The organism is Yoonia tamlensis (genome assembly GCF_900115105.1).
GTDB classification, from domain to species: domain Bacteria; phylum Pseudomonadota; class Alphaproteobacteria; order Rhodobacterales; family Rhodobacteraceae; genus Yoonia; species Yoonia tamlensis.
Genome location: NZ_FOYP01000003.1, coordinates 97,863 through 120,727, shown reverse-complemented (window position 1 = coordinate 120,727; position 22,865 = coordinate 97,863). Strand labels below are relative to the sequence as shown.

The window sequence follows — 22,865 nt, the reverse complement described above, 5'->3', positions numbered from 1 at the left end:
CCGCAGTCGCGGATTAAAACCCTTCTGCCCTTCATTGGTGTCTCAGAGCGATAGCCGCTTGAGACACCAATGAAGGAACACAGAATGAATTTTTACGCTACAGTTTTGGCCGCAATGATTGCCGCGACCGCCGCACAGGCGCAGGATTTTTATGCAGGGGCTGAAATCTTGCAATTCCAGCTGAGCGATACGGATGGCGATGACACCCAAGAGGAATTCCGGCCCGCCGCCCGTTTGACCTTTGGCTATGCATTGTCTGACGCCCAAGCAATTGAACTGAAAGGATTCTTGTTTGAAACTGAGGATGAGGAGGCCAGCGCGGTCAAGATCCGATATGCGGATCTGGCCTATGTCAGCACCGTGGCGCTTGGCGATAATCTTGATGCGCGGTTCCATGCAGGGGTGCGATATTTTGAACTGACTGCGCCAGGCAGTATCTGGAATGGTTCTGTCGGTCCGGTGATCGGTGCGCGGCTGTCTAGCGATCTGGGCAACGGGTTCGCGCTATACGGGGCGGCGGAAACGGCGCTTGTCTTTGGTGATGAGACAACAGAGGCGCACCCCCACCAAGTTGCCATGCGCCAACTGGCAACGGGTGTCAGCTATGCGCAGGCAATGGGCGGCGGCACGCTTGAGGCAACGTTTGGCCTTGAGGCGCACCAATACCAGTCTGTCCGCGATGCGGAAGAAGACTACGGGCTGATCGGGTTCGGGCTTGGTGCGCGCTATTCGTTCTAAGCAGAACGGGTGGGCTGCCGATGCTGCGGCCCACCTTACCCGTGTGACGCCTTGAATGCCTCTTGGGCTTCGGCGCTTGCTTGCGTTTGGTGCTTTGCTTTCCATTCTGAAAACGGCATTCCGTAAAACGCTTCGCGGCCGGCGTCTTTGTCCATGTCGATGCCGCGCGCGTTTGCGGCCTCTTGGTACCAGCGGGCAAGACAGTTGCGGCAAAATCCGGCAAGGTTCATCATATCGATGTTTTGCGCATCAGGGCGGTCTTGCATCAAATGCTGCTGCAGGCGCCGAAACGCGGCGGCTTCGATCTCAATGCGGGTTTGATTGTCCATTGTTTCCTCCGTTGTTGGCCTACCCTATCTTCAATATTTTCTAGGAAAAAGGGCATGTGTGACAAGTTAGATGTCATTCACTTGTCATGCGTAGTAGACTAGTTGTGGTAGGAACAGAATTGCGCGATAAGAGCGCAAAGCCGATTGTTATCGCTAACGGCATCAGACGCACGAAGGAAACATCATGAGACGCCACCGTAACGTAAAGATTGTCGCCACACTTGGCCCAGCTTCCAATGACTATGAGATGATCCGTGCGCTGCACGAAGCTGGCGCAGATGTGTTCCGGCTGAACATGTCACATGGTGACCATGCGGAAATTCGTGCCCGTCACGAAATTATCCGTCAGGTCGAAAAAGACATGAACAGCCCGATTTCTATTCTGGCCGATTTGCAAGGACCAAAGCTGCGCGTCGGTGTCTTTAAAAATGGCGAAGAAGAACTTGAAGTTGGCGCATCCTTCCGGCTTGATCTTGATGATGCCAAAGGTGATGCAACCCGCGTAAAACTGCCGCACAAGGAAATCTTTGACGCGTTGGAGCCGGGCGCGCATTTGCTTGTAAACGACGGGAAAATCAAACTGCGCGTCAAGGATTGCGGCATTGATTTTGCCGATTGCGAAGTTGTCGTTGGTGGCACAATTTCAAACCGCAAGGGCGTGAACGTCCCTGACGTGACGCTGCCGTTGGCCGCGCTGTCAGAAAAAGACCGCAAGGATCTGGAATTTGTTTGCGAATTAGGTGTGGACTGGCTTGCCCTGTCATTCGTTCAACGCGCGGCCGATGTTGAAGAAGCGCGCGCGTTGGCCAAAGGTCGTGCTGCGATCCTGTCCAAAATCGAAAAGCCGAACGCGGTGAAATCATTTGATGAAATTCTCAAGGTCAGTGATGGCATCATGGTTGCGCGTGGCGATCTGGGTGTTGAATTGCCTGTGCATGCGGTGCCGCCGATCCAGAAACAACTGATCCGCAAATCACGCGCTGCTGCAAAGCCGGTGATCGTGGCGACACAGATGCTGGAATCAATGATCGATTCTCCGATGCCGACACGTGCCGAAGTGTCCGACGTTGCCACCGCGATCTATGAAGGCGCTGACGCGATCATGCTGTCGGCGGAATCAGCCGCCGGGTCTTTCCCGATCGAAGCTGTGACCACGATGAACAACGTCGCAGGCGAGGTCGAAGCCGACCCGACCTATACCGAAATTATCGAAGCATCACGCCGTGCGGATGGTAAAACCGTTGCTGACGGGATCGTTTCGGCGGCCCGTGAAATTGCCGAAACTACTGATGTCAAAGCAATTTGCTGTTTCTCGCAGTCGGGAACAACGGCTTTGCTTGTGTCGCGTGAACGCCCGCGCGTGCCGATCATTGCGCTGACAAACCACATCAAAACCGCACGCCGCCTTTGCCTTTCATGGGGGACAAACTGCGTGGTGACAGGTCCGGTTGACCGCTTCAAAGACGCGGTTATCGCGGCGGTTCGGGCTGCAATCAGTCAGGAACTGGCGACCAAGGATGATATGGTTGTGATCACTGCGGGTGTGCCTTTCAATACGCCGGGTTCGACCAATATTTTGCGGGTTGCGCCCTGTGATGAACGTTTGATTTTCCCGACAGAGGCGGATTAAGCTGCCGCAAAACCAACAACGAGAACGCAGATATGGATATTGACCTGATTTTTGTGGTGGGCGTGCTGTGTTGCGCTTTCGCTATTCCGGCGTTGATTTCTGCGTTCTCGGATCGCCGTTTTCCGCGCGCCGCGGTCGCCCTTGGGGTGCTGGGTGGCGTCAGCATTGCATATGCGATGCAGGAAAACCCCGGGGTCTATAGCGTGCAAACGATCGATAACATTTTTGTCGATGTGATCGGGCGCTATCTGCTTTAACGGCTTGCCTATTCGACAGATGCGTCCTATACGGCGCCTCTGAAACCCGCGCGTCCGGCCAATATGGCATGCCGAGTCGCGTTTTCTACCGACCCAAAGAGGAGACGGAAATGCCGAAGATGAAGACCAAGTCGAGCTGCAAAAAGCGGTTCAAAACAACGGCGTCAGGCCGTGTCGTCGCAGCCCAGGCGGGCAAGCAGCACGGCATGATCAAACGTTCGAACAAATTCCTTCGTAACGCACGTGGCACAACCACATTGTGCAAAGCTGATGAAGGTATCGTTAAATCAATGATGCCTTACGCACGTTAATTAGAGGGAATTGAGATATGCGCGTTAAAGGCGGAACAGTCACACATCGTCGTCACAAAAAAGTTCTCGACGCTGCCAAAGGTTATTATGATCGCCGGTCAAAGACTTTTAAAGTCGCCAAACAGGCCGTCGAAAAAGCCAACCAGTATGCAACCCGCGACCGTCATAATCGCAAGCGCAACTTCCGCGCTTTGTGGATTCAGCGGATCAACGCCGGTGTGCGTTCGATTGACGAAACACTGAACTACTCCAAGTTCATCAACGGCCTGACACTGGCCGGCATCGAAGTCGACCGCAAGGTTCTGGCCGATCTGGCCGTGAACGAGCCCGAAGCATTTGCGACAATCGTCGGCAAAGCAAAAGATGCTCTGGCAGCCTAAGCTGCTCTGAAATCTAGTCATTTGGGCCGCATCCGGAAAACGGGTGCGGTCTTTTTCGTTTCTGCGCCTGTTGGAAACGAAAACGCAACGAATTTGGCGCATGCTGCGTGGCATGGGAATGCTGCGTTTGCTTATCTGTTGCGTGATTCTGATCTGGCCCGTGGTATCGCGGGCCGAGGCGGTGTCACTTGTCGGCGATGGTGTCTTTGGCCCTGCACGCGGCCTGATCACGCGCACCGCAATGCCCGCGCAGGTGGCGCCAAACGGGGCCAGCCTCTTTGCGGGGAATGCGGCTGGCAGCCTTTTTGCCCCGTTTCCAACCGCATTGCCGCAGGGCGCATCACTTGGCGCGGATGCCGATGTTGTGGCGCATATACGCGCGATAATCGGGCGCGCAGAATCGCCTTTTGCAGGCTATGACGCCGTGCAGCACGGGGCGGTGATCCGGCCGGATAAACCCCCGACACAGATGACCATCGGTGAAATTTTTGCCTGGATAGCAGCCACCCCCGGCCAGCCGCATGCCATTGGCCGCTATCAGTTTATTCCCGATACGCTGGCGCGTGTTGTCGCACAAACCGGCGCGCGTCACAGCGACAGGTTCAGCCCTGCAATGCAGGACCGGCTTGCGGATGTCTTGCTTGCCGACGCCGGCCTGCCCGCGTTTATGGCCGGACAAATCAGCCAGCAGCGGTTCATGAACAACCTTGCCGGCATCTGGGCCGGATTACCGACATCTTCGGGGCGGTCAAAATACCACGGCATTGCGGGCAATCAGGCAACCGTTTCGCTGGCCTATTTCCAAGCGGAAATCGCAAAGATCGCGCCGGGATAGACAAAGGCGCGGTCAAATTCAGTCAGAAGCGTTTTGCGCGCGCGGCTACCTAAGTGTTTATTGCGATCAACTCTTGTTGGTCTTCCAATTTGTTAATCGCCATATTGACCTGCCCAACCAATGTGTCACGGCGCTTGGTCATAACCTTCTTGAAAATGCGCGCGCCGAATGTTGTCAGCGGGAACAGTGCTGGCGATCCTAACCCGTCAACGATCACCAATCTCACGCGCTGCGCGTTTTGGGTAACCACGATATTTCTTGGATTAAGATCTTCAAATTCGATACCCGCAGCAATGAGGTCGTCAAACATCGCCGTTAAGTCATCCCGAATTTCGTCCAAAAAGCCTATATCGGTGTGCGATTGGCAGATCATATCACCCAACGTCGGTGCGAGCGTATTTCCGGGACCTGAAAACAATTCGCATATCATCGCCGGCCCCATCGATGTTTCTTCAAACCCGTACTGTCGCGGTATCCGTGGGCAGTGCGCGCCAGTCTTGCTGAGCATGGAAATGTATTCGTTCGTCGTACGGTGCCAGTCGCGCAATGGACCATATCGGCTCTTATTTCTGCCAAAGTGCCACGACCGCGGAATACGCTTGCGCGCAACCTTTATTACGCGATCATCAAAATCCGGATGTCGAAAGATAACCTGATGCCCGCCATAAGCGAGTGCGGTTTGCGTGGACAAATCAATCATTACACTTCCACTCTTAGAGAGTACTTACACGTATGGCCAAGCGCGGGCCACATTTTTGGGTGAAGGCGCATTCCGCTCCTTGAATGGGATCGCTTAGCAAGGTAGCTGACTAGGGTGCAAAAAAGGCAACATTATGGACGATCTGAAATCAAAATACCTCTCGTTGATTGCTGATGCCGCCGATGAGGCCGCAATCGAAGACCTGCGGGTGCAGGCAGTTGGCAAGAAGGGCGAGATAAGCCTGCAAATGCGGTCTTTGGGCAAAATGAGCCCCGAAGAGCGTCAGGTTGCCGGCCCTGCGCTGAATGCGCTCAAGGATGAAATCAACAGCGCGCTGGCCGCGAAAAAGGCAGCGCTTGCGGATGCTGCGCTGGATGAACGGCTGCGCAGTGAATGGCTTGATGTGACATTGCCTGCGCGCGACCGCCGCGTAGGGTCAATTCACCCGATCAGTCAGGTCACCGAAGAGGTCAGCGCGATTTTCGCCGATATGGGTTTTGCCGTTGCCGAAGGGCCGCAGATCGAATCCGATTGGTATAATTTTGATGCGCTCAATATTCCTGGCCATCACCCCGCGCGGGCCGAAATGGATACGTTCTATACGCACCGCGCCGCTGGCGATAACCGCCCGCCGCATGTGCTGCGCACCCACACCAGCCCCGTGCAAATCCGCAGTATGGAGGCAAACGGCGCCCCCATTCGCATCATTTGTCCGGGTCGCGTGTACCGTGCCGATTATGACCAGACCCACACGCCGATGTTTAACCAAGTCGAAGGTCTGGCCATCGACAAAGACATCAGCATGGCCAACCTCAAATGGGTGCTCGAGGAATTCTTTAGCGCCTATTTCGGTGCCCGTGTGAAAACCCGTTTCCGCGCGTCCCATTTCCCGTTCACCGAACCATCCGCCGAAGTTGATATTCAGTGTTCATGGGTTGATGGGCAGCTCAAGGTTGGCGAAGGTGACGGCTGGCTCGAAGTTCTAGGGTCCGGCATGGTCCACCCCAAGGTGCTGCAAGCTGCCAAAATCGACCCTGACAAATGGCAAGGCTTTGCCTTTGGCGTCGGGATCGACCGGATCGCGATGCTGAAATACGGCATCCCTGATCTGCGCGCGTTCTTTGATTCAGACCTGCGCTGGCTGCGCCACTATGGGTTCAGCGCGTTAAAGGTGCCGACGCTGCATGGTGGGTTGTAGAGGGCGTGGATAATGAATTGCTCCAGAACGGTACTGATTATTGGTCTTGTCTAGAGCGGTTGGTGCCGCTGGCAAATATCCTTGGTAATTTGGCCATTATCATTGGTGTTTGGTTGGCGTACCGCCAACTTAAGGCTTGGAAAGTAGAACATCTAGCAAAACGTAAAGCTGAAACTGCAGAATTGCTCCTTAGCCGAGCAATGAATGTCAAATCGGCAATAGCCAGCGTTCGCAGCGGGATAGAAAGCATACCGGCCGATACGAAAGATAGCCAGCAAGAGGTAATAGAGCTTAAGTGGGAGCGTCTGAGAAGCTACGATGACGACTTTGACCGTTTAAGAGAGCTTCAAGTTTTACACGAGGCGTTGGTTGGAACAAGAGCTGTTAAGGACGCAATCGATGATCTTTTTAGTGTCAGGCAAGAAATATTTGCAGCATTGAGCACGTTGAACGGCTGGAAATTGGGCGCAGATCCTCGGGATGAACACGTGAAGTTGCAGCAAGATCTGAGGGCAATATTATACGCAATGGGAACTGAGCATGATAAACTTCGCCCTCGAATACATGTTGCGATAGAAACACTCAGGGATCATCTACTGCCGGAAATAAGAATGCAACGAAAGTAGGCCTGAACCCTTGAAGGCATGGTCGATGACCCGGCATCGCCGGGCAGCGCCCGGACCTCCCCCATGGGGAGGGCGCTTCGCACCCACCCCGAGGTCTAAGCGCTGCCCTGTATTTTGAATGGAAAACCAAATGGCCGATGAAATTGAAGATCTGCAAGACACATACCCCGGTGCGGGGACGTTTCGGTTTGGTGATGGTCCAGAGCTGTGCCAGCACCTGATCGCGCTGGTCCGTAAGGGCAAAAAACGTGCGACCTGTGCCGCGCTGTCCGACTTTGACGGCGATCCGGATGCGCTGCCTGTGGTGGGCCGCTGCGATATCGCGGCCAATTGGGACGGCACGCCAGCGCTGGTCATCCGCACAACGGGTGTCGAGGAGATCCGCTATTGCGATGTCACCGAAGAAATGGCTTTGGCCGAGGGTGAAGACGACACGTTGCTTGCTTGGCGCAAGTCGCACAAAGCCTATTTCAAACGCAATGGCGGGTTTGATCCCGAAATGCCCCTTGTTTTTGAGCGGTTCGAACTGGTCGAAGACCTTGCAGGGCGTGAACTTTGACGGGGCGGTGGGGTAAACCCCACCCTACGGTCTTTCCCATTTGCGCGTAATCCGCTAAGCCCAATCCAACCAATTTAAACCGCAGGACCGGACCAATGAAATTCACCCTCTCCTGGCTGAAACATCACCTTGAAACTGACGCTTCTGTCGATGAAATCGCAGAGGCGCTGACCGACCTCGGGCTTGAGGTTGAAGGCATCGAAGACCCAGCCGCCAAGCTGCGCGATTTTACCATCGCCAAGGTGATCCATGCCGAAAAGCACCCTGACGCGGATAAGCTGAAGGTTTGTAAGGTCCAGTCGGATGAAGGCGAAACACAGATTGTTTGTGGTGCGCCAAATGCCCGCGAGGGGATCACGGTCGTCCTTGCCAAACCCGGTACTTATATCCCTGGTCTTGATATCACCATCAAGGTCGGCAACATCCGTGGCGTTGACAGCTTTGGCATGATGGCGTCCGAGAAAGAGCTGGAACTGTCGGACGAACATAACGGCATTATCGAACTGCCATCGGGCGAGGTTGGTGAAAACTTTGCCGACTGGCTGGCTGTCAATGATCCGTCCAAGGTGGATCCGGTGATTGAAATCGCGATTACGCCAAACCGTCCGGATGCGTTGGGCGTGCGCGGGATCGCGCGCGATCTGGCCGCGCGCGGTTTGGGGACGTTGAAACCTGTTGTGGTTGATCCGGTTGCCGCAACATTCAAGGCCGATCTGGATGTGTTCATTGATGATGATACATTGGACGGCTGCCCGATTTTCTGTGGTCGTTTGATCAAGGGCGTCAAGAACGGCCCAAGCCCCGCATGGCTGCAACAGCAATTGCGCGCGATCGGGCTGCGTCCGATCAGCTTTCTGGTCGATGTGACCAACTGGTTCACCTATGATCTGAACCGCCCGCTTCATGTTTTTGATGCCGATAAGGTTGCGGGCAATCTGCGGGTGCACCGCGCCGCAGGTGGCGAAGTCATTACCGCATTGGATGACAAAGACTATACGCTCGCGCAGGGCCAGATGGTGATTTCGGATGATACAGGCGTGGAAAGCATCGCCGGTATCATGGGCGGCGCCGCCACGGGCTGCACCGAAGAGACGGTCAACGTCTTTGTCGAAAGCGCTTATTGGGATCCGGTGCAGATTGCCTATGCGGGCCGCGCGCTCAAGATAAATTCGGATGCGCGCTACCGGTTTGAACGCGGTATTGATCCGGCGTTCACCCCCGAAGGGCTAGAGCATGCGGTACGCATGATCGTCGATCACGCGGGTGGCGAGGCGTCCGAGCTGATCCAGGCTGGCAGCGTGCCTGATACGGCGCGCGCCTATAAGCTGGACGCAAAACGCGTGATCAGCCTTGTCGGCATGGATATCCCTGAAAGCACACAGCGCCAGACACTCACCGCGCTCGGGTTCAAGCTTGATGGCACGATGGCGAGCGTCCCATCATGGCGTCCGGACGTACAAGGCGAGGCCGATCTGGTGGAAGAGGTTGCGCGCATTGCGTCACTGACCAAGCTGCAAGGCGTGCCGATGAAGCGCATGACAACAGGTGTGCCGAAGCCGATTTTGACGACTTCGCAGTTGCGCCAGCAGGCCGCGCGCCGGATGTCGGCGGCGCTTGGATATAATGAATGCGTGACCTACACGTTTATCGACCGCGAAGCTGCAACGCTGTTTGGTGGCGGTGATGACGCGACGATGTTGGAAAACCCGATCAGTTCGGAAATGTCGCATATGCGGCCCGCACTTTTGCCCGGACTTTTGCGGGCGGCGGCGCGCAATCAGGCGCGCGGTTTCATGGATATGGCATTGTTCGAGGTTGGCGCAGCATTTCACGGTGGCGAACCGGGGGAACAGCATAATGCGGTTTCCGGCGTCTTGATCGGGCGTACCGCACCAAAGGACGTGCATGGTACATCGCGGCCCGTTGATCTTTATGATGCCAAAGCCGATGTCGAGGCGATACTCGACGCTGTTGGTGCGCCTGCGAAGGTGCAGATCCTGCGCGGCGCGCGCGAATGGTGGCACCCTGGCCGCCACGGGCAGATTTGTCTGGGGCCGAAAAAGGTTCTGGCTGTCTTTGGCGAATTGCACCCCAAAGTGCTGCGCGACATGGATATCAAAGGGCCGGCTGTCGGCTTTACGATCTGGCTGGATGAAATTCCAACGCCCAAAAACCAGACAGCGACACGTCCGGCATTGGTGGCTACGGATTTGCAGGCGGTTGATCGCGATTTTGCCTTTGTCGTGGATGCGGATGTCGCGGCGCTAACGCTTGTGAATGCGGCGGCTGGCGCGGATAAGTCATTGATCACCGATGTGCGCGTCTTTGACGAGTTTATCGGCGGGGCTTTGGGTGACGGTAAGAAATCACTGGCTGTCACTGTGCGTTTGCAACCCAAAGACAAGACGCTCAAGGATGCCGATATCGAAGCGGTTTCCGCAAAAATCGTTGAGAAAGTCAGCAAAGCAACGGGCGGTACGTTACGGGGCTAGCCAAATTCTTGTAAAGAATTTGGTTCCAAAGTCTCGGACGAGACTTTGGCCGCCCGCCGGATTGTGGAGTAACAAGATGCTAAACGTTTACCTGTCGGGCGAAATTCACACGGACTGGCGCGATCTGATCACCGCGGCCGCTGCGGGGCTGGATGTGACTTTTGCAGCCCCTGTAACAGATCACGCGGCATCCGATGATTGCGGTGTCGCCATCATGGGCGCAGAAACGGACAAGTTCTGGCACGACAACAAAGGTGCAAAGCTGAACGCGATCCGCACCCGCAATGCCATTGCGAACGCGGATATTGTCGTTGTCCGCTTTGGCGACAAATACAAACAGTGGAACGCGGCCTTTGATGCAGGCTATGCGGCAGCGTTGGGCAAATCACTGATTGTGATGCATGGACCCGATCATCAGCACGCACTCAAGGAAGTTGACGCAGCAGCGCTTGCTGTGGTGCAAGAGCCGCGACAAGTCGTTGAAATCCTGCGCTATGTCATCAGCGGGCAATTGCCCTAGCCGTTGCTGCGCGAAAAACCTATGGAGTATGGCGTCATCTTTTGCGATGATCGCGCGAACTGGATCGCAACCGTAGCAATGGAAATACAAAAATGATCAATGAATTCAAAAGTTTTATCGCCAAGGGCAACGTCATGGATATGGCCGTTGGTATCATCATTGGGGCAGCGTTCACGGCGATTGTGACCTCGCTCGTGGGGGATTTGATTAACCCGATCATCGGACTTGTGACCGGCGGTGTTGATTTCACCAATAAATATGCAGTTCTGGCTGGTGACGTGCCAGCGGGTGCCTCGCTTGATGCCGCGCGCGAAGCGGGGGCGTCAATCTTTGCTTACGGTGCCTTTATCATGGCGATCATTAACTTTTTGATCATCGCCTTTGTGGTCTTCATGCTGGTGAAAATGGTGAACCGCGCCAAAGATGCCGCCGTCAAGGAAGAGGAAGCCGCGCCCGCAGCCCCCAAGGGCCCGACAACCGAAGAACTGCTTGCGGAAATTCGCGATGTGCTGAAGGCAAAAGCCTGAGCCCAGCGCAGAGACAGGCCCGCAGCAATTGCGGGCCTGCTTGTCTTAGGATTTGAGCGCCAGATTGGGCGCGAGCACGTCAATTTCTAGTGCCCTTCCAACCGCCGCATAGGTCAGCTTGCCCGCATGCACGTTTAGCCCACGCAGCAGATGCGCGTCGTCTTCGCAAGCCTTGCGCCAGCCCTTGTTCGCCAGTGCGATCATGAAGGGCATCGTCGCATTGCCAAGCGCGATTGTGGATGTGCGCGCGACGGCACCGGGCATATTGGCCACGCAGTAATGCATGATTCCGTCAACGTCGTAGATCGGGTCTTGGTGGGTGGTGGCGCGCGATGTTTCAAAACAGCCGCCTTGGTCAATGGCCACATCAACAATCGCTGCGCCCGGTTTCAGTTCCGCCAATTGTGCGCGTGAAATCAGTTTTGGCGCGGCCGCACCGGGGATCAGCACCGCGCCGATGATCATATCGGCCTCGCGCGCGAGTTCGATTGTGTTGCCCGCACTTGCGTAGCTGGTTCTGAACTGCCCGCCAAACACGTCATCAAGATACCGCAACCGCGCGAGCGAACGATCTAGCACGGTGACATCCGCGCCCATGCCAGCGGCAACTTTGGCAGCTTGCGTGCCAACCACACCGCCGCCGATCACAACCACACGGGCCGGACCAACACCGGGCACGCCGCCCATCAGCACGCCGCGTCCGCCGTTTGCCTTTTGCAGGGTCCACGCACCGACCTGCGGAGCCAGACGACCGGCGACTTCGGACATGGGCGCAAGCAGGGGCAGTCCGCCCCGATCGTCTGTCACCGTTTCATAGGCGATACATGTGGCCCCCGATGCCATCAGGTCGCGGGTCTGATCCAGATCCGCGGCAAGGTGCAGATAGGTGAACAGAATCTGGCCTTCGCGCAGCATGGCGCGCTCATCGGCTTGGGGTTCTTTGACTTTGACGATCATGTCAGCGGCTGCGAAAATTTCGGCGGCGGAGCCAGCGATTTTGGCCCCCGCGGCGATATAATCGGCATCTGTAAAACCGGCACCGGATCCGGCATTTGTTTCAACGGTGACGCTATGGCCATGGGCCACGGCTTCTTGGGCGGCATTTGGGGTCATGCCGACGCGAAATTCTTGCGGTTTTATCTCTTTTGGGCAGCCGATATGCATTGTGTTCTCCTCCTGCATTCGAAAACCATCTGCGCCTTGTCGCGCAATTTCTTGGGGAAATGCATTGGCTGTTTGCGGTAACTGTGGCAGGATCGAGCGCATATCTGCGGCTTTGCAAAAGGATTTCGCGCCAAATGGAACTGGACAGTATTGATCGCCGAATCCTCGGGGTTTTGCAAAAGACTGGCCGCATGTCCAATGCAGAACTATCCGAAGTGGCGAACCTGTCTCCATCGGCTTGTCATCGCCGCGTGCAACGGTTGGAAAAAGACGGATATATCCGTGACTATGTCGCGCTACTGAACCCGCGCAAAGTGGGGCTGCCGACGACTGTCTTTGTCGAAATCACGCTCAGCGCCCAAGCGGATGAGGTGTTAGACGCCTTTGAACGCGCGGTGGCTTTGGTGCCCGACGTGCTTGAATGCCATTTGATGGCGGGCACGGCGGATTACCTGCTAAAGGTCGTGGCAGGCGATACCGATGATTTCGCGCGTATCCACCGGCAGTATCTGGCGCGACTTCCAGGGGTTGCGCAAATGCAATCATCGTTTTCGCTTCGCACGGTCCGGCACTCGACGGCATTGCCGGTCTAGCCCCTTTCCCTTGCGGCGTTTGCGCTGTAATAGGCCTTTGTTGTAACGAAGGAGCCACCCAAATGGGCTATAAAATCGCCGTCGTCGGGGCCACAGGTAACGTGGGCCGCGAAATGCTGAATATCCTCGCTGAACGCGAATTCCCCGTGGACCAAATCGTCGCACTTGCCAGCCGCAAATCACTGGGGAGCGAAGTCAGCTTTGGCGATAAGACGTTGAAGACAAAGGATCTTGATACCTTTGATTTCGCGGGCTGGGATATGGCGCTGTTTGCTGTCGGATCCGATGCAACTAAAATCTATGCGCCCAAGGCTGCTGCTGCCGGCTGTGTGGTTATCGATAACTCTTCGCTGTACCGCTATGACGCGGATGTGCCGCTGATCGTGCCCGAAGTGAACGCCGAGGCGATTCACGGCTACAAAAAGAAAAACATCATCGCGAACCCGAATTGTTCGACCGCGCAGATGGTTGTCGCGCTCAAGCCGCTGCATGACCGCGCGAAGATCAAACGCGTTGTGGTCAGCACCTACCAGTCCGTATCGGGCGCGGGTAAGGGCGGCATTGATGAATTGTGGGATCAGACCAAATCGATCTACAACCCGACCGACAGCAAACCGCCACGCCAGTTTACCAAGCAGATCGCATTTAACGTGATCCCGCATATCGACGTGTTCATGGAAGACGGGTCGACCAAAGAAGAATGGAAAATGGTCGCGGAAACCAAAAAGATCGTCGACAAATCGATCAAGGTGACAGCAACCTGTGTGCGCGTACCTGTTTTTGTCGGTCACTCCGAAGCGATCAACATCGAATTCGAAGAGCATCTCGACGAAGACGAGGCCCGCGACATCCTGCGCGAGGCACCCGGTGTCATGGTGATCGACAAGCGCGAAGACGGCGGTTACGTGACCCCGATCGAATGTGTCGGCGATTTCGCGACATTCATCAGCCGCATCCGTCAGGACAGCACGATCGACAACGGTCTGAACCTGTGGTGCGTATCCGACAACCTGCGCAAAGGTGCTGCGTTGAATGCGGTGCAAATCGCTGAATTGCTGGGCCGCGAGTGCCTGAAAAAAGGCTGATCGCAGGTTCCACGACCTAAGGAGAGGGGCGCTTAATGCGTCCCTTTTTGCGTTTTTGCGGCCCTTGTGCGCCAGACGATCACCAGACCTGACAGGACAATCAGCGCGCTGCCAACCAGCATTGCGGTGGTAATGGTTTCGCCGAAAAACACCACGCCGCAGGCGATCCCGAACAGCAGCCGCACATAGCGAAACGGCGTCACGGCGGACACATCGCCGGTGCGCATGGCCTTCATCAACCCTGCGTAGGCAATCGCGCCAACCAGCGCGAGCCCGACCAATGTGGCCGCGTTCGCCGCGGTGATCGCAACAAATGGCGCGGCCTCATAAACGGCATAGGCAAGCCCCGCAGTAAGCAGCGACAAAAACCCGTAAAACCCAAGCGCCGCAGTGCCAAGCGTCTTGGGTGCCGCGCGGCTGGCTAGATCGCGACCCGCAAACCCGAACATCCCTATGATTGCCAGAATTGACGAGGCAGAAAACCCGTCGCTGCCTGGCTGTACAATGACCACAACGCCAAGCAACCCGACAAAGATCGCAATCCAGCGGCGCGGCCCGACCGTTTCCCCAAACACAATAGCGGCCCCCGCCACAACGACCAAAGGCGTCGCTTGCAAGATCACGGTCGTGGCAGAAAGCGGCGTCAATGCAAGCGCCAGCGCAAAGAAAAGCCGCCCGATGATTTCAAACAGAACCCGCACACGCATTGCAGGGGATAGAACATCGGCGCTGATCAGCGGTGTACGCGTCCAAAGCGCGACCGCAAGAAATGCACATGCGCCGCCCCCGCCAAAGACGATCAGCAACTGCCCGATAGGCACCGACTGACTGGCCGCTTTGAACAGGACATCCTCGATCGCGAAACAGGCCATCGCCCCGATCATCCAAAGGCTGCCAATCAAATTGGCGCGCTGTTTTTCGGTTTGGTGTTCTTGCATAGCGGCCCTCCGGATTGCCTGTTTGGTGAACCCCTTTGGTCGGTGGGTCAATCCGGCAATTTCCCGCCGTCGAAATTATTTTTCAACGCACCCAAGGATTGCGCTGTGGCCCGCGTCATACCATCGTACAACCAACCAGCGAACCATACAGGAGCTTCCAATGTTGCGCCCTCTCTTGACCACCAGCCTTATTGCGCTTTGCGCCCCCGCCTTTGCCGATAATTTCACCGGCGCGGCCAAGGTCGATAGTGTCACCATCTATCCCGGCCTTGCGACTGTGACCCGACAAGTGGTGCTGGACCTGCCCGCAGGCCAGCATGAAATCACCGTCCCCGGCCTACCCGAAGGGTTGATGACCCAAGGGCTGCGGCTGGCCGCACCGCAGGGCGTGCAGATCGGTGCGGTGAACCTTGCGCACGACCGTCTGCCCGTGACGCCGGACCAGACCACGCCCGAAGTCCAGGCCGCCAAGGACGAAGTCGCGCGGCTTGAGGATGTTTTGCGCCAGCGTGACGCGGACATTGCGCAAATCCGTCTGCGTGTGGCTGCGGCGGACGAACAGATCGCATTTCTGCAAAGCCTGTCGCAGGCCAGCGCGGGCGAAGCATTGTCGGCCAATGGCATTGACGACATTCGCGCACTTGCCCAAATGGTTGGCGCGGAAACCCTGACCGCGCGTCAGGCCGCATTTGCGGCCGAGCAAGAGGCAAGCGCCGCCGAGCGCGCCCGCGAGGATGATGCAACCGCCTTACGTGACGCGCAGCGCGCGCTGGCAGCGCTAATTGCCCCTGAAAAGGATGGCGCTGTGCTGACCTTTTCGATTGCCGTGGCCGAGGCGGGCGAGTTTGTGATTGATGTCAGCACGCAAGAAGGGTTCGCCAATTGGTCGCCCGTCTATGACATGCGGCTGACCACGGGCGATGCGCCATCGCTTGATCTGGATCGCGCTGTGGTAATCAGTCAGGATAGCGGTCAGGACTGGATGGATGTGGAGCTGGTCTTGTCCACCGCGCGTCCGGGCGAACAAATCGCGCCAAGCGGCGTTTGGGCCCCGCTGCGCCAGATCGTGTCAGAAGAAGAGTTGGAACGCGAAAAGCTGGCGCGCGATATGTCGGACCGCATGGCCGGATCAATTATGCTGATGGAGGAAGCGCCAATGGCCGTCACCGCATTTGCCCAACCGGTTATGCCTGTGGCCAATTTCAGCGGTGCTGCGGTGACATATACCTATCCGGGTCGCGTGAATATCCGCAATGGCGTCGAAGACCTGCGCTTGCCGCTTGATACCCTATCGCTGGATGCGGAGGTCTGGGCCGAGGCCGCGCCAAGCCGCGATAGCGTCGCCTACCGCGTGGCCGAATTCACCAATAGCACCCAAGAACTGCTGCTGCCCGGCACCGCGCTGATGTTTGCAGATGGCACGATGATCGGGTTTAGCGAGCTGCCACTGGTCGCGGCGGGCGCGGATATGCAAATGGGCTTTGGGCCGCTTGACGGGATTATCCTGAACCGGATGACCCCGAACCGGTCAGAGGGCGACCGCGGTGTATTCACCAGCACAAACGAGCTGAAAGAAGAAGCCGTGATATCAGTTGAAAACCTGACGGGCCAAGATTGGGATGTGCTGCTGCGTGATGCGGTGCCCTATTCGGAGCAAGACGACCTAGAGGTCAGCGTGACAGCCAGCCCATCCGTCACCCGCACCAACCCCGAAGGGCAACGCGGCATCCTTGAATGGGATCTGAGCGTGTCCGCCGGTGAAAAACAGGTAATCAGTCTTGATTACACGCTGACTTGGCCGGGCGGGTATGTTTTGCGGTAGCCAATCAATACACAGGCGCAAGGGGAACTCTGCGCCTGTGGCTCTAAAAAGCGGCTATGAAGGTTGCCATTAGCACCACGATATTGGTGACAATAAGCCCTGCAATCGGAAAGATCACCCTGCGCGATTTCGGCGCATCGCCAAGCGCAATGTTCTTTGCGACGGCGTGTTCGCGTTCACTAATCTGCCCTGCTGTATACATAAATTGCAGTGCCGCGAGCGTACGCGTCTGTTCGTTAGTTTGCGGCATTTGCATATGTCCAAGACAGTGTGATCAGGAATCGCATCAGTCCGACCCGCCCAAATCGGATGATCCGTCACCGCCAGTATGCGTGATTGATGAAGTGAGCAGCGTGACGATAATTGCGAGCAGGATGCCAATCACAATCAGCGCGAGTTTTGCATAGTCTGGGAATGCGATAGCAAAACCCAAACTTGCGCAGTTGACGATCAAGAACGCCAGCAAATTACGTACCACCGGATGCAGCCCTGCAGGAGATAACTGTAATGCCGCGCGCTTTTGAGTTTCAAATTCATATTCGCCGATTTGGAAGCTTTCGCGCTGCGCGATAAGCTGTGTCAATCGGTCCGCGATTGAGAGATCTGAACTGTTCATGAGGTGATCCCGTGAAATGGGGGCATAAAGCCCCCAGCATTGTTTTACATGTTCGGATAGTTCGGCCCGTCGCCGCCTTGGGGCGTTGTCCATGTAATATTCTGGCTCGGGTCTTTGATATCGCAGGTTTTGCAATGCACACAGTTTTGGAAATTGATCACAAACCGCGTGTCTTTGCCTTCTTCATGCACAAATTCGTAAACACCCGCCGGACAGTAGCGCGCGGACGGGCCTGCGTATTTGGCAAGGTTCACATCGACCGGTACTGACGGATCAGTCAGCTGAAGGTGCGCAGGCTGGCTTTCTTCGTGGTTGGTAAAGCTGAAGGAAACGTTGGTCAGTCGGTCAAACGACAGGGTGCCATCGGGTTTGGGGTAGTCGATAACCTTGTGTTTGCTGGCTTCTTCGGTGGCATCCGCGTCGGATTTCCCGTGCTTGAGCGTGCCCAAAAGCGAGAACCCGAATGTGTTGGTCCACATGTCCATGCCGCCGACAGCGAGCGATGCAAGCAGCCCGTATTTTGACCAGAGCGGTTTGACGTTGCGCACTTTTTTCAGATCGGCACCAATATCGCCTTCGCGCACGGCGACCTCGTAATCGGTCAGCTCGTCGCTTTGGCGACCGTCTTTGAATGCGGCAAAGGCGGCTTCGGCGGCGGCGATGCCCGATAGCATGGCGTTATGGTTGCCCTTGATGCGCGGCACGTTAACCATGCCCGCCGAACAGCCCAGAAGCGCGCCACCCGGGAAGGTCAGTTTTGGCATCGACTGATAACCGCCTTCGGTGATCGCGCGGGCGCCATAAGCCACGCGTTTGCCGCCTTTCAGCAGGTCCGCGACCATCGGGTGATGTTTGAATTTCTGGAATTCCATATAAGGAAACAGATGCGGGTTCTTGTAGTTCAGGTGAACCACAAAGCCGACATAGACCTGATTGTTTTCAAGGTGGTAGATGAATGATCCGCCACCCGCGTTGCCACCCAAAGGCCAGCCCATTGTGTGGGTCACGGTGCCTTCGCGGTGCTTGGCGGGATCAATTTCCCAGATTTCTTTCATGCCAAGCCCGTATTTCTGGACATCATGGCCGTCAGAAAGATTGTATTTCGCGATTACCTGTTTTGACAGGGACCCGCGCACGCCCTCGGACAAGAACACGTATTTGCCGTGCAGTTCCATGCCGGGTTCATAACCGGGGCCTTCGGTCCCATCGGGGTTCTTGCCAAATTCACCGGCGACCACACCTTTGACTTCGCCATTGTCGCCGAACACCAGTTCGGAACAGGCCATGCCTGGAAAAATCTCGACGCCCAGTTCTTCGGCTTGTTCGGCCATCCAGCGGCAGATATTGCCCATCGACACAATGTAATTGCCGTGATTGTTCATCAGCGGCGGCATTGCAATGTTCGGGATACGCAACTGACCCGATTCACCCAGCATATAGAAATTGTCTTTTTTGACCGGCACGTTCAGTGGCGCGCCTTTTTCTTTCCAATCGGGGATCAACGCGTTCAGGCCAGATGGATCAAGCACCGCGCCCGACAGGATATGCGCGCCGACTTCGGACCCCTTTTCAAGCACAACGACGTTCAAATCAGCATCAAGCTGCTTGAGGCGGATCGCCGCTGACAGCCCTGCAGGCCCTGCGCCAACGATTACTACGTCATATTCCATCGTTTCGCGTGTCGTTTCGGCCATCTGGTCATCCTTCGCTTATGGGGCGATGCCCCCTTTTAATCGCTTTAAGCAATCGTTACCTGAAGCAGGATTGTGGGGCAATCAAGACACAACGTCAAAACCGCCAGCCGCGACAAGTGATCGCGCCATGGGCCTTGACTTTGCTTACCCCAATTAGGCTATGAACGATCGATTGACACTTTTTACCCCGGAGCAGAGGCATAATGGATAAGATCCCACTCACACGCGCAGGTTTTGACAAGCTGGATGCCGAATTGAAGCACCTCAAGACTGTTGAGCGGCCGGCCATCATCCGCGCCATTGCCGAAGCCCGTGAACATGGCGATCTATCCGAGAACGCGGAATATCATTCTGCCAAGGAAAAGCAGTCATTTATCGAAGGGCGCGTGAAGGAATTGGAAGGCGTGATTTCGCTTGCCGATGTGATCGACGTGGCAAAACTTTCGGGGACCATCAAATTTGGTGCCACCGTTGCATTGGTTGATGAAGAAACCGACGAGGAAAAGACCTATCAGATCGTCGGTGAATACGAGGCCGATATCGAAAACGGAAAATTGAATATGCAATCGCCGCTTTCGCGTGCATTGATTGGCAAAGAGACAGGCGACAGCGTCGAGGTGCGTACCCCCGGCGGCGTGCGCAGCTATGAAATTCTGTCGATTTCGTTCAAGTAGAAAGCATCCCGTTTATGACGCGCCCACATGCCAATGCCTCTGGCCCGATATCGCGGATTGCGCTGGGCCTCGTCTTGGGCTGGGTGGTTCTGCTTTTGGTGCTGTTTATTGCAATCCCGCCGCGGGTCTTTACCGATGCCGGCTTTGACAGCCTGCGGTTTATGGCGCTTGTCATGGTGGTTACGCTGCCGGTCGCGCTGGTCGTGCTGGCCGATCTTGGGCTGCGCGCACAACGTGGCCTGCGCGATGAAAATTTTCGCATGCAGTCTGCGCTGGACGCGCTGCGCCAGACGCGGGTCAGCCAACCCGCGCCACAGCGCCCGACCGCCCCGACGCCTGCCCCAAAACCAACAGCCCCCCCCGCGCCACAGACAAAGCAGGTGACGCCAGAACCCCCTGCGCCCGTGGCAAGCGCGCTTGGGACTATTGATTTGATTCGGGCGCTGAATTTCCCCGATACCGCCGAAGACACCGAAGGGTTCGCCGCCCTGCGCGCCGCCTTGCGCGATCCGCAGGCACGGCAACTGGTGCAGGCCAGCCAGGACGTGCTGACGCTTTTGTCGCAAGACGGGATCTATATGGATGATCTTGATGCGGCACCCGCGAATGCGGATCTTTGGCGCAGGTTTGCGGCTGGTGAACGCGGCGCTGGCATTGCGGATGTCGGCGGTGTGACTGACCAATCGGCGCTTGCCGCTGTTTTGCACCGCAAAAAATCCGACACGATCTTTCGCGATTCAATGCTGCATTTCCTGCGCCATTTCGACAAGATGATCGACAGTTTTGTGCCGGACGCCAGCGACGAAGAATTGCTGATCCTCGCGCAAACCCGCAGCGCCCGTGCGTTCATGCTGCTGGGGCGCGCGGTTGGCACATTCGAATAACCCCGCATGATCGATATCTTCCTGCAGACAATGCCGTTTTTCATGCTGATCGCCATGGGTTACGGCGCGGCGCGCACCGGTTTCTTTCCCCAAGAAGCCAATGCCTATCTAGCCAAGTTTGTATTCTACTTTGCGCTATCGGCGATGCTGTTCCGGTTTTCCGCGAACCTGGCGTTGGATGCTGTGTTGGACTGGCGTTTTGTCTTTGCTTACCTCAGCGCGACTATGGTGGTCTACGTGGTTGCTACATTTGTCGCATTACGCCGCCGCGTCCCGATGACCGAGGCGGCGGTCGAAGCCCAATGCGCAGTTGTCGGCAACGTCGGATATCTGGGCATCCCGATGCTGGTTTTGCTGCTGGGTGACGCCGCAATTGGCCCTGTGATGATGGTGTTGCTTGTTGATCTGATTGTTTTTGGCAGCTTGATTGTCATTCTGATCACCGGCGCGCGTGACGGGCGCATGTCGCCGCGTATCTTGGGGACTGTGGGGTTGGGGCTGCTTAAAAATCCAATGATCGTGTCGATTTCGCTGGGTGTTCTTGCGGCGGCGGGCGATATCCCGATCCCTGTTCCGGTGAATGATTTTCTGACCATGCTTGGTGCTGCGGCGACACCGGGTGCGCTGTTTGTGATTGGCGCTTCACTGGCCTCCAAATCGGCAGAGCGCCTAGCGGTCGCGGGTTGGCTCAGCTTTTGCAAGCTGATCGTGCATCCGCTGGCTTGCGCAATCGCGGCTTTCTTCATCTTCGACATCGCCCCGTTTTCGGCGGGCGTCATGATCGCGGCGGCGTCTTTGCCGGTGGCAGGCAATGTCTATATTCTGGCCCAGCATTATGGCGTGGCCCCGGCGCGTGCGTCCGCGACGATTTTGGTTTCCACTGTTGCCAGCGTGGTCACCGTGTCGCTTGTGATTGCATGGGTGACAAGCATTTGATCCTGCGCTAGCCGTTATGCGCATAACAGGAGGCCACGATGAAAACCATTTCTGAAAATCGCTGTTATGGCGGAACCCAAGGGGTCTATTCACACGCATCAGACAGCTGCAACTGCGAGATGACATTTGGCGTCTTTATGCCCGAAGAGGCGGCGCATGGCCCCGTGCCTGTGCTGTGGTTTCTGTCCGGTCTGACCTGCACCCATGAAAACGCAATGACCAAGGCGGGCGCGCAGGCTTGGGCCGCCGAACAGGGCATCGCGCTGATTTTTCCCGACACATCCCCGCGCGGCGCCGATGTGCCAGACGATGACGCCTATGATCTGGGGCAGGGCGCAGGGTTCTACATTGATGCGACCACGGCCCCTTGGGACAAGCATTTCAAAATGTGGACCTATGTTGCCGAAGAATTGCCCGCGCTGGTCGGTGAAAACTTTGCGCTCGATATGGATCGCCAGTCGATCTGCGGGCATTCGATGGGCGGGCATGGCGCGCTGACGATGGCGCTGGCCTTGCCCGGGCGGTTCCGGTCTGTGTCGGCCTTTGCGCCGATTTGTAACCCGCTGAACAGCGAATGGGGCCGCAAACAATTCACTGCCTATTGGGGCGCGGACGAATCCCAATGGGGCCCGCATGATGCCAGCGTTTTGATGCAAGGCGAAGGGTTCGACGGCCCGATCCTGATCGACACAGGCACAGACGACCAGTTCACCGCATTGCTGGGCACGCCCGCGTTAGCCCAAGCAATGGCCGAGAAATCGCAACAGGGTACGATCCGCCTGCAAAAGGGCTATGACCATTCCTATTTCTTCATCGCGACCTTTATGGAAGACCACGTCGCCTTCCACGCAGAGGCGCTTTACGCATGATCTATGTCGATGCGGATGCCTGCCCCGTCAAGGCAGAGGTCGAACGGGTCGGCACCCGTCATAAGCTCAAGATGTTTGTGGTCTCTAACGGCGGCATCCGGCCTTCTGCCAACCCTTATGTCGAAACGGTGGTGGTGCCGGATGGCCCTGATATCGCTGATATGTGGATCGCGGATCGCGCGGGCAATGGCGATGTGGTGATTACGGGCGATATTCCACTGGCTGCGCGGTGTATCGAGAACGGGGCGCTGGTGCTCAAGCACAATGGCGAACCGCTAACCACCGCCAATATCGGCAATGTTCTTGCGACCCGTGATCTGATGGCCGACATGCGCGCGGCTGATCCGTTTCGGCAGGGTGGTGGCAAGCCGTTCGGCAAGGCAGACCGCGCGCGGTTTCTGGATGCGTTGGAACGGCTTGTGCGCCAAGCCGCACGTTAGCGTTTACACTCCAGCGCGCGCTGCTAGACTGAATTCAAGCGAATATGT

General features: G+C 56.6%; 27 protein-coding genes. 20 read left to right on the top strand and 7 right to left on the bottom strand.

Annotated features, from left to right (window positions below; genetic code table 11):
• Positions 1-84 precede the first annotated feature (84 nt).
• Positions 85-738 carry a hypothetical protein gene (locus tag BM320_RS15480; protein WP_090201710.1) on the top strand — a complete coding sequence of 218 codons (654 nt, stop codon included), beginning with the start codon at positions 85-87 and terminating at the stop codon, positions 736-738.
• Positions 739-773: 35 nt separating this feature from the next.
• Here the strand turns inward: BM320_RS15480 and BM320_RS15475 are convergent, their stop codons facing one another.
• A complete protein-coding gene (locus tag BM320_RS15475; protein WP_090201709.1) occupies positions 774-1,067 on the bottom strand; it encodes a DUF1244 domain-containing protein in 294 nt (97 codons plus the stop codon).
• 184 nt (positions 1,068-1,251) lie between these two features.
• Here BM320_RS15475 and pyk point away from each other — a divergent pair, with 184 nt between their 5' ends.
• The 5 genes from pyk (at position 1,252) to BM320_RS15450 (ending at position 4,480) form a co-directional block, all read left to right on the top strand.
• A complete protein-coding gene (gene pyk / locus BM320_RS15470; RefSeq protein ID WP_090201708.1) occupies positions 1,252-2,697 on the top strand; it encodes a pyruvate kinase in 1,446 nt (481 codons plus the stop codon).
• Positions 2,698-2,729: 32 nt separating this feature from the next.
• On the top strand, positions 2,730-2,954 hold the full coding sequence (locus tag BM320_RS15465) for a hypothetical protein (protein WP_090201707.1): 225 nt from the start codon (positions 2,730-2,732) through the stop codon (positions 2,952-2,954).
• Positions 2,955-3,064: 110 nt separating this feature from the next.
• A complete protein-coding gene (gene rpmI, locus BM320_RS15460) occupies positions 3,065-3,265 on the top strand; it encodes a 50S ribosomal protein L35 (protein ID WP_045997239.1) in 201 nt (66 codons plus the stop codon).
• A gap of 17 nt (positions 3,266-3,282) precedes the next feature.
• Positions 3,283-3,645, top strand: coding sequence for a 50S ribosomal protein L20 (rplT, locus tag BM320_RS15455; protein ID WP_090201706.1), 363 nt, complete (start codon positions 3,283-3,285; stop codon positions 3,643-3,645).
• A gap of 118 nt (positions 3,646-3,763) precedes the next feature.
• Positions 3,764-4,480: a lysozyme family protein gene (locus BM320_RS15450; protein ID WP_131802435.1), complete on the top strand. Its 717-nt coding sequence runs from the start codon at positions 3,764-3,766 to the stop codon at positions 4,478-4,480.
• Positions 4,481-4,529: 49 nt separating this feature from the next.
• On the opposite strand, the gene BM320_RS15445 is transcribed toward BM320_RS15450, so the two are convergent.
• Positions 4,530-5,180 (bottom strand): YrbL family protein, encoded by a 651-nt coding sequence (locus tag BM320_RS15445; RefSeq protein ID WP_090201704.1) that lies wholly within the window; start codon positions 5,178-5,180, stop codon positions 4,530-4,532.
• A 133-nt stretch (positions 5,181-5,313) separates the two neighbouring features.
• Here BM320_RS15445 and pheS point away from each other — a divergent pair, with 133 nt between their 5' ends.
• The 6 genes from pheS (at position 5,314) to mscL (ending at position 11,102) form a co-directional block, all read left to right on the top strand.
• Positions 5,314-6,378, top strand: coding sequence for a phenylalanine--tRNA ligase subunit alpha (gene pheS, locus BM320_RS15440; RefSeq protein ID WP_090201703.1), 1,065 nt, complete (start codon positions 5,314-5,316; stop codon positions 6,376-6,378).
• 5 nt (positions 6,379-6,383) lie between these two features.
• Positions 6,384-7,004, top strand: a complete 621-nt coding sequence (locus BM320_RS15435; RefSeq protein ID WP_131802433.1) for a hypothetical protein — start codon at positions 6,384-6,386, stop codon at positions 7,002-7,004.
• Positions 7,005-7,134: 130 nt separating this feature from the next.
• On the top strand, positions 7,135-7,563 hold the full coding sequence (locus BM320_RS15430) for an ASCH domain-containing protein (RefSeq protein ID WP_090201701.1): 429 nt from the start codon (positions 7,135-7,137) through the stop codon (positions 7,561-7,563).
• 95 nt (positions 7,564-7,658) lie between these two features.
• A complete protein-coding gene (pheT, locus tag BM320_RS15425; RefSeq protein ID WP_090201700.1) occupies positions 7,659-10,055 on the top strand; it encodes a phenylalanine--tRNA ligase subunit beta in 2,397 nt (798 codons plus the stop codon).
• Between the two features lie 76 nt (positions 10,056-10,131).
• Positions 10,132-10,575 (top strand): YtoQ family protein, encoded by a 444-nt coding sequence (locus BM320_RS15420; protein WP_090201699.1) that lies wholly within the window; start codon positions 10,132-10,134, stop codon positions 10,573-10,575.
• A 92-nt stretch (positions 10,576-10,667) separates the two neighbouring features.
• Positions 10,668-11,102 (top strand): large conductance mechanosensitive channel protein MscL, encoded by a 435-nt coding sequence (gene mscL, locus BM320_RS15415; RefSeq protein WP_090201698.1) that lies wholly within the window; start codon positions 10,668-10,670, stop codon positions 11,100-11,102.
• A 45-nt stretch (positions 11,103-11,147) separates the two neighbouring features.
• Here mscL and ald read toward each other — a convergent pair whose 3' ends face one another.
• On the bottom strand, positions 11,148-12,266 hold the full coding sequence (gene ald / locus BM320_RS15410) for an alanine dehydrogenase (protein WP_090201821.1): 1,119 nt from the start codon (positions 12,264-12,266) through the stop codon (positions 11,148-11,150).
• 134 nt (positions 12,267-12,400) lie between these two features.
• Between ald and BM320_RS15405 the strand changes: the two genes are divergently transcribed.
• Together BM320_RS15405 and BM320_RS15400 are read left to right on the top strand one after the other, a co-directional pair.
• Entirely contained in the window at positions 12,401-12,859 is a 459-nt protein-coding gene (locus BM320_RS15405; RefSeq protein WP_090201820.1) for an Lrp/AsnC family transcriptional regulator, read from the top strand.
• 62 nt (positions 12,860-12,921) lie between these two features.
• The gene (locus tag BM320_RS15400; RefSeq protein WP_090201697.1) at positions 12,922-13,944 is read left to right on the top strand and encodes an aspartate-semialdehyde dehydrogenase; all 1,023 of its coding nucleotides are present in this window, start codon (positions 12,922-12,924) and stop codon (positions 13,942-13,944) included.
• A gap of 32 nt (positions 13,945-13,976) precedes the next feature.
• On the opposite strand, the gene BM320_RS15395 is transcribed toward BM320_RS15400, so the two are convergent.
• Positions 13,977-14,882, bottom strand: coding sequence for a DMT family transporter (locus BM320_RS15395; RefSeq protein ID WP_242651077.1), 906 nt, complete (start codon positions 14,880-14,882; stop codon positions 13,977-13,979).
• A gap of 160 nt (positions 14,883-15,042) precedes the next feature.
• Here BM320_RS15395 and BM320_RS15390 point away from each other — a divergent pair, with 160 nt between their 5' ends.
• Positions 15,043-16,704: a DUF4139 domain-containing protein gene (locus BM320_RS15390; protein WP_090201696.1), complete on the top strand. Its 1,662-nt coding sequence runs from the start codon at positions 15,043-15,045 to the stop codon at positions 16,702-16,704.
• A gap of 43 nt (positions 16,705-16,747) precedes the next feature.
• Here the strand turns inward: BM320_RS15390 and BM320_RS15385 are convergent, their stop codons facing one another.
• Genes BM320_RS15385 through BM320_RS15375 form a run of 3 tightly spaced genes read right to left on the bottom strand, consistent with a single transcriptional unit; the run spans position 16,748 to position 19,014 of the window.
• Complete coding sequence (locus tag BM320_RS15385) at positions 16,748-16,954, bottom strand: hypothetical protein (RefSeq protein ID WP_090201695.1); 207 nt, start codon at positions 16,952-16,954, stop codon at positions 16,748-16,750.
• A 36-nt stretch (positions 16,955-16,990) separates the two neighbouring features.
• A complete protein-coding gene (locus BM320_RS15380; protein ID WP_090201694.1) occupies positions 16,991-17,320 on the bottom strand; it encodes a hypothetical protein in 330 nt (109 codons plus the stop codon).
• A 44-nt stretch (positions 17,321-17,364) separates the two neighbouring features.
• A complete protein-coding gene (locus BM320_RS15375) occupies positions 17,365-19,014 on the bottom strand; it encodes an electron transfer flavoprotein-ubiquinone oxidoreductase (RefSeq protein ID WP_090201693.1) in 1,650 nt (549 codons plus the stop codon).
• A 203-nt stretch (positions 19,015-19,217) separates the two neighbouring features.
• On the opposite strand from BM320_RS15375, the gene greA reads away from it, so the two are divergent.
• From greA to BM320_RS15350, 5 genes are read left to right on the top strand one after another with little or no spacing between them, the layout of a single operon-like run.
• Positions 19,218-19,688 carry a transcription elongation factor GreA gene (greA, locus tag BM320_RS15370; RefSeq protein ID WP_090201692.1) on the top strand — a complete coding sequence of 157 codons (471 nt, stop codon included), beginning with the start codon at positions 19,218-19,220 and terminating at the stop codon, positions 19,686-19,688.
• 14 nt (positions 19,689-19,702) lie between these two features.
• Positions 19,703-20,572, top strand: coding sequence for a hypothetical protein (locus BM320_RS15365; protein ID WP_090201691.1), 870 nt, complete (start codon positions 19,703-19,705; stop codon positions 20,570-20,572).
• Between the two features lie 6 nt (positions 20,573-20,578).
• The gene (locus BM320_RS15360; protein ID WP_090201690.1) at positions 20,579-21,508 is read left to right on the top strand and encodes an AEC family transporter; all 930 of its coding nucleotides are present in this window, start codon (positions 20,579-20,581) and stop codon (positions 21,506-21,508) included.
• 38 nt (positions 21,509-21,546) lie between these two features.
• Entirely contained in the window at positions 21,547-22,377 is an 831-nt protein-coding gene (fghA, locus tag BM320_RS15355; RefSeq protein WP_090201689.1) for an S-formylglutathione hydrolase, read from the top strand.
• Entirely contained in the window at positions 22,374-22,817 is a 444-nt protein-coding gene (locus BM320_RS15350) for a YaiI/YqxD family protein (RefSeq protein WP_090201688.1), read from the top strand. The genes fghA and BM320_RS15350 overlap by 4 nt, the downstream gene beginning before the upstream one ends.
• Positions 22,818-22,865: the final 48 nt, after the last annotated feature.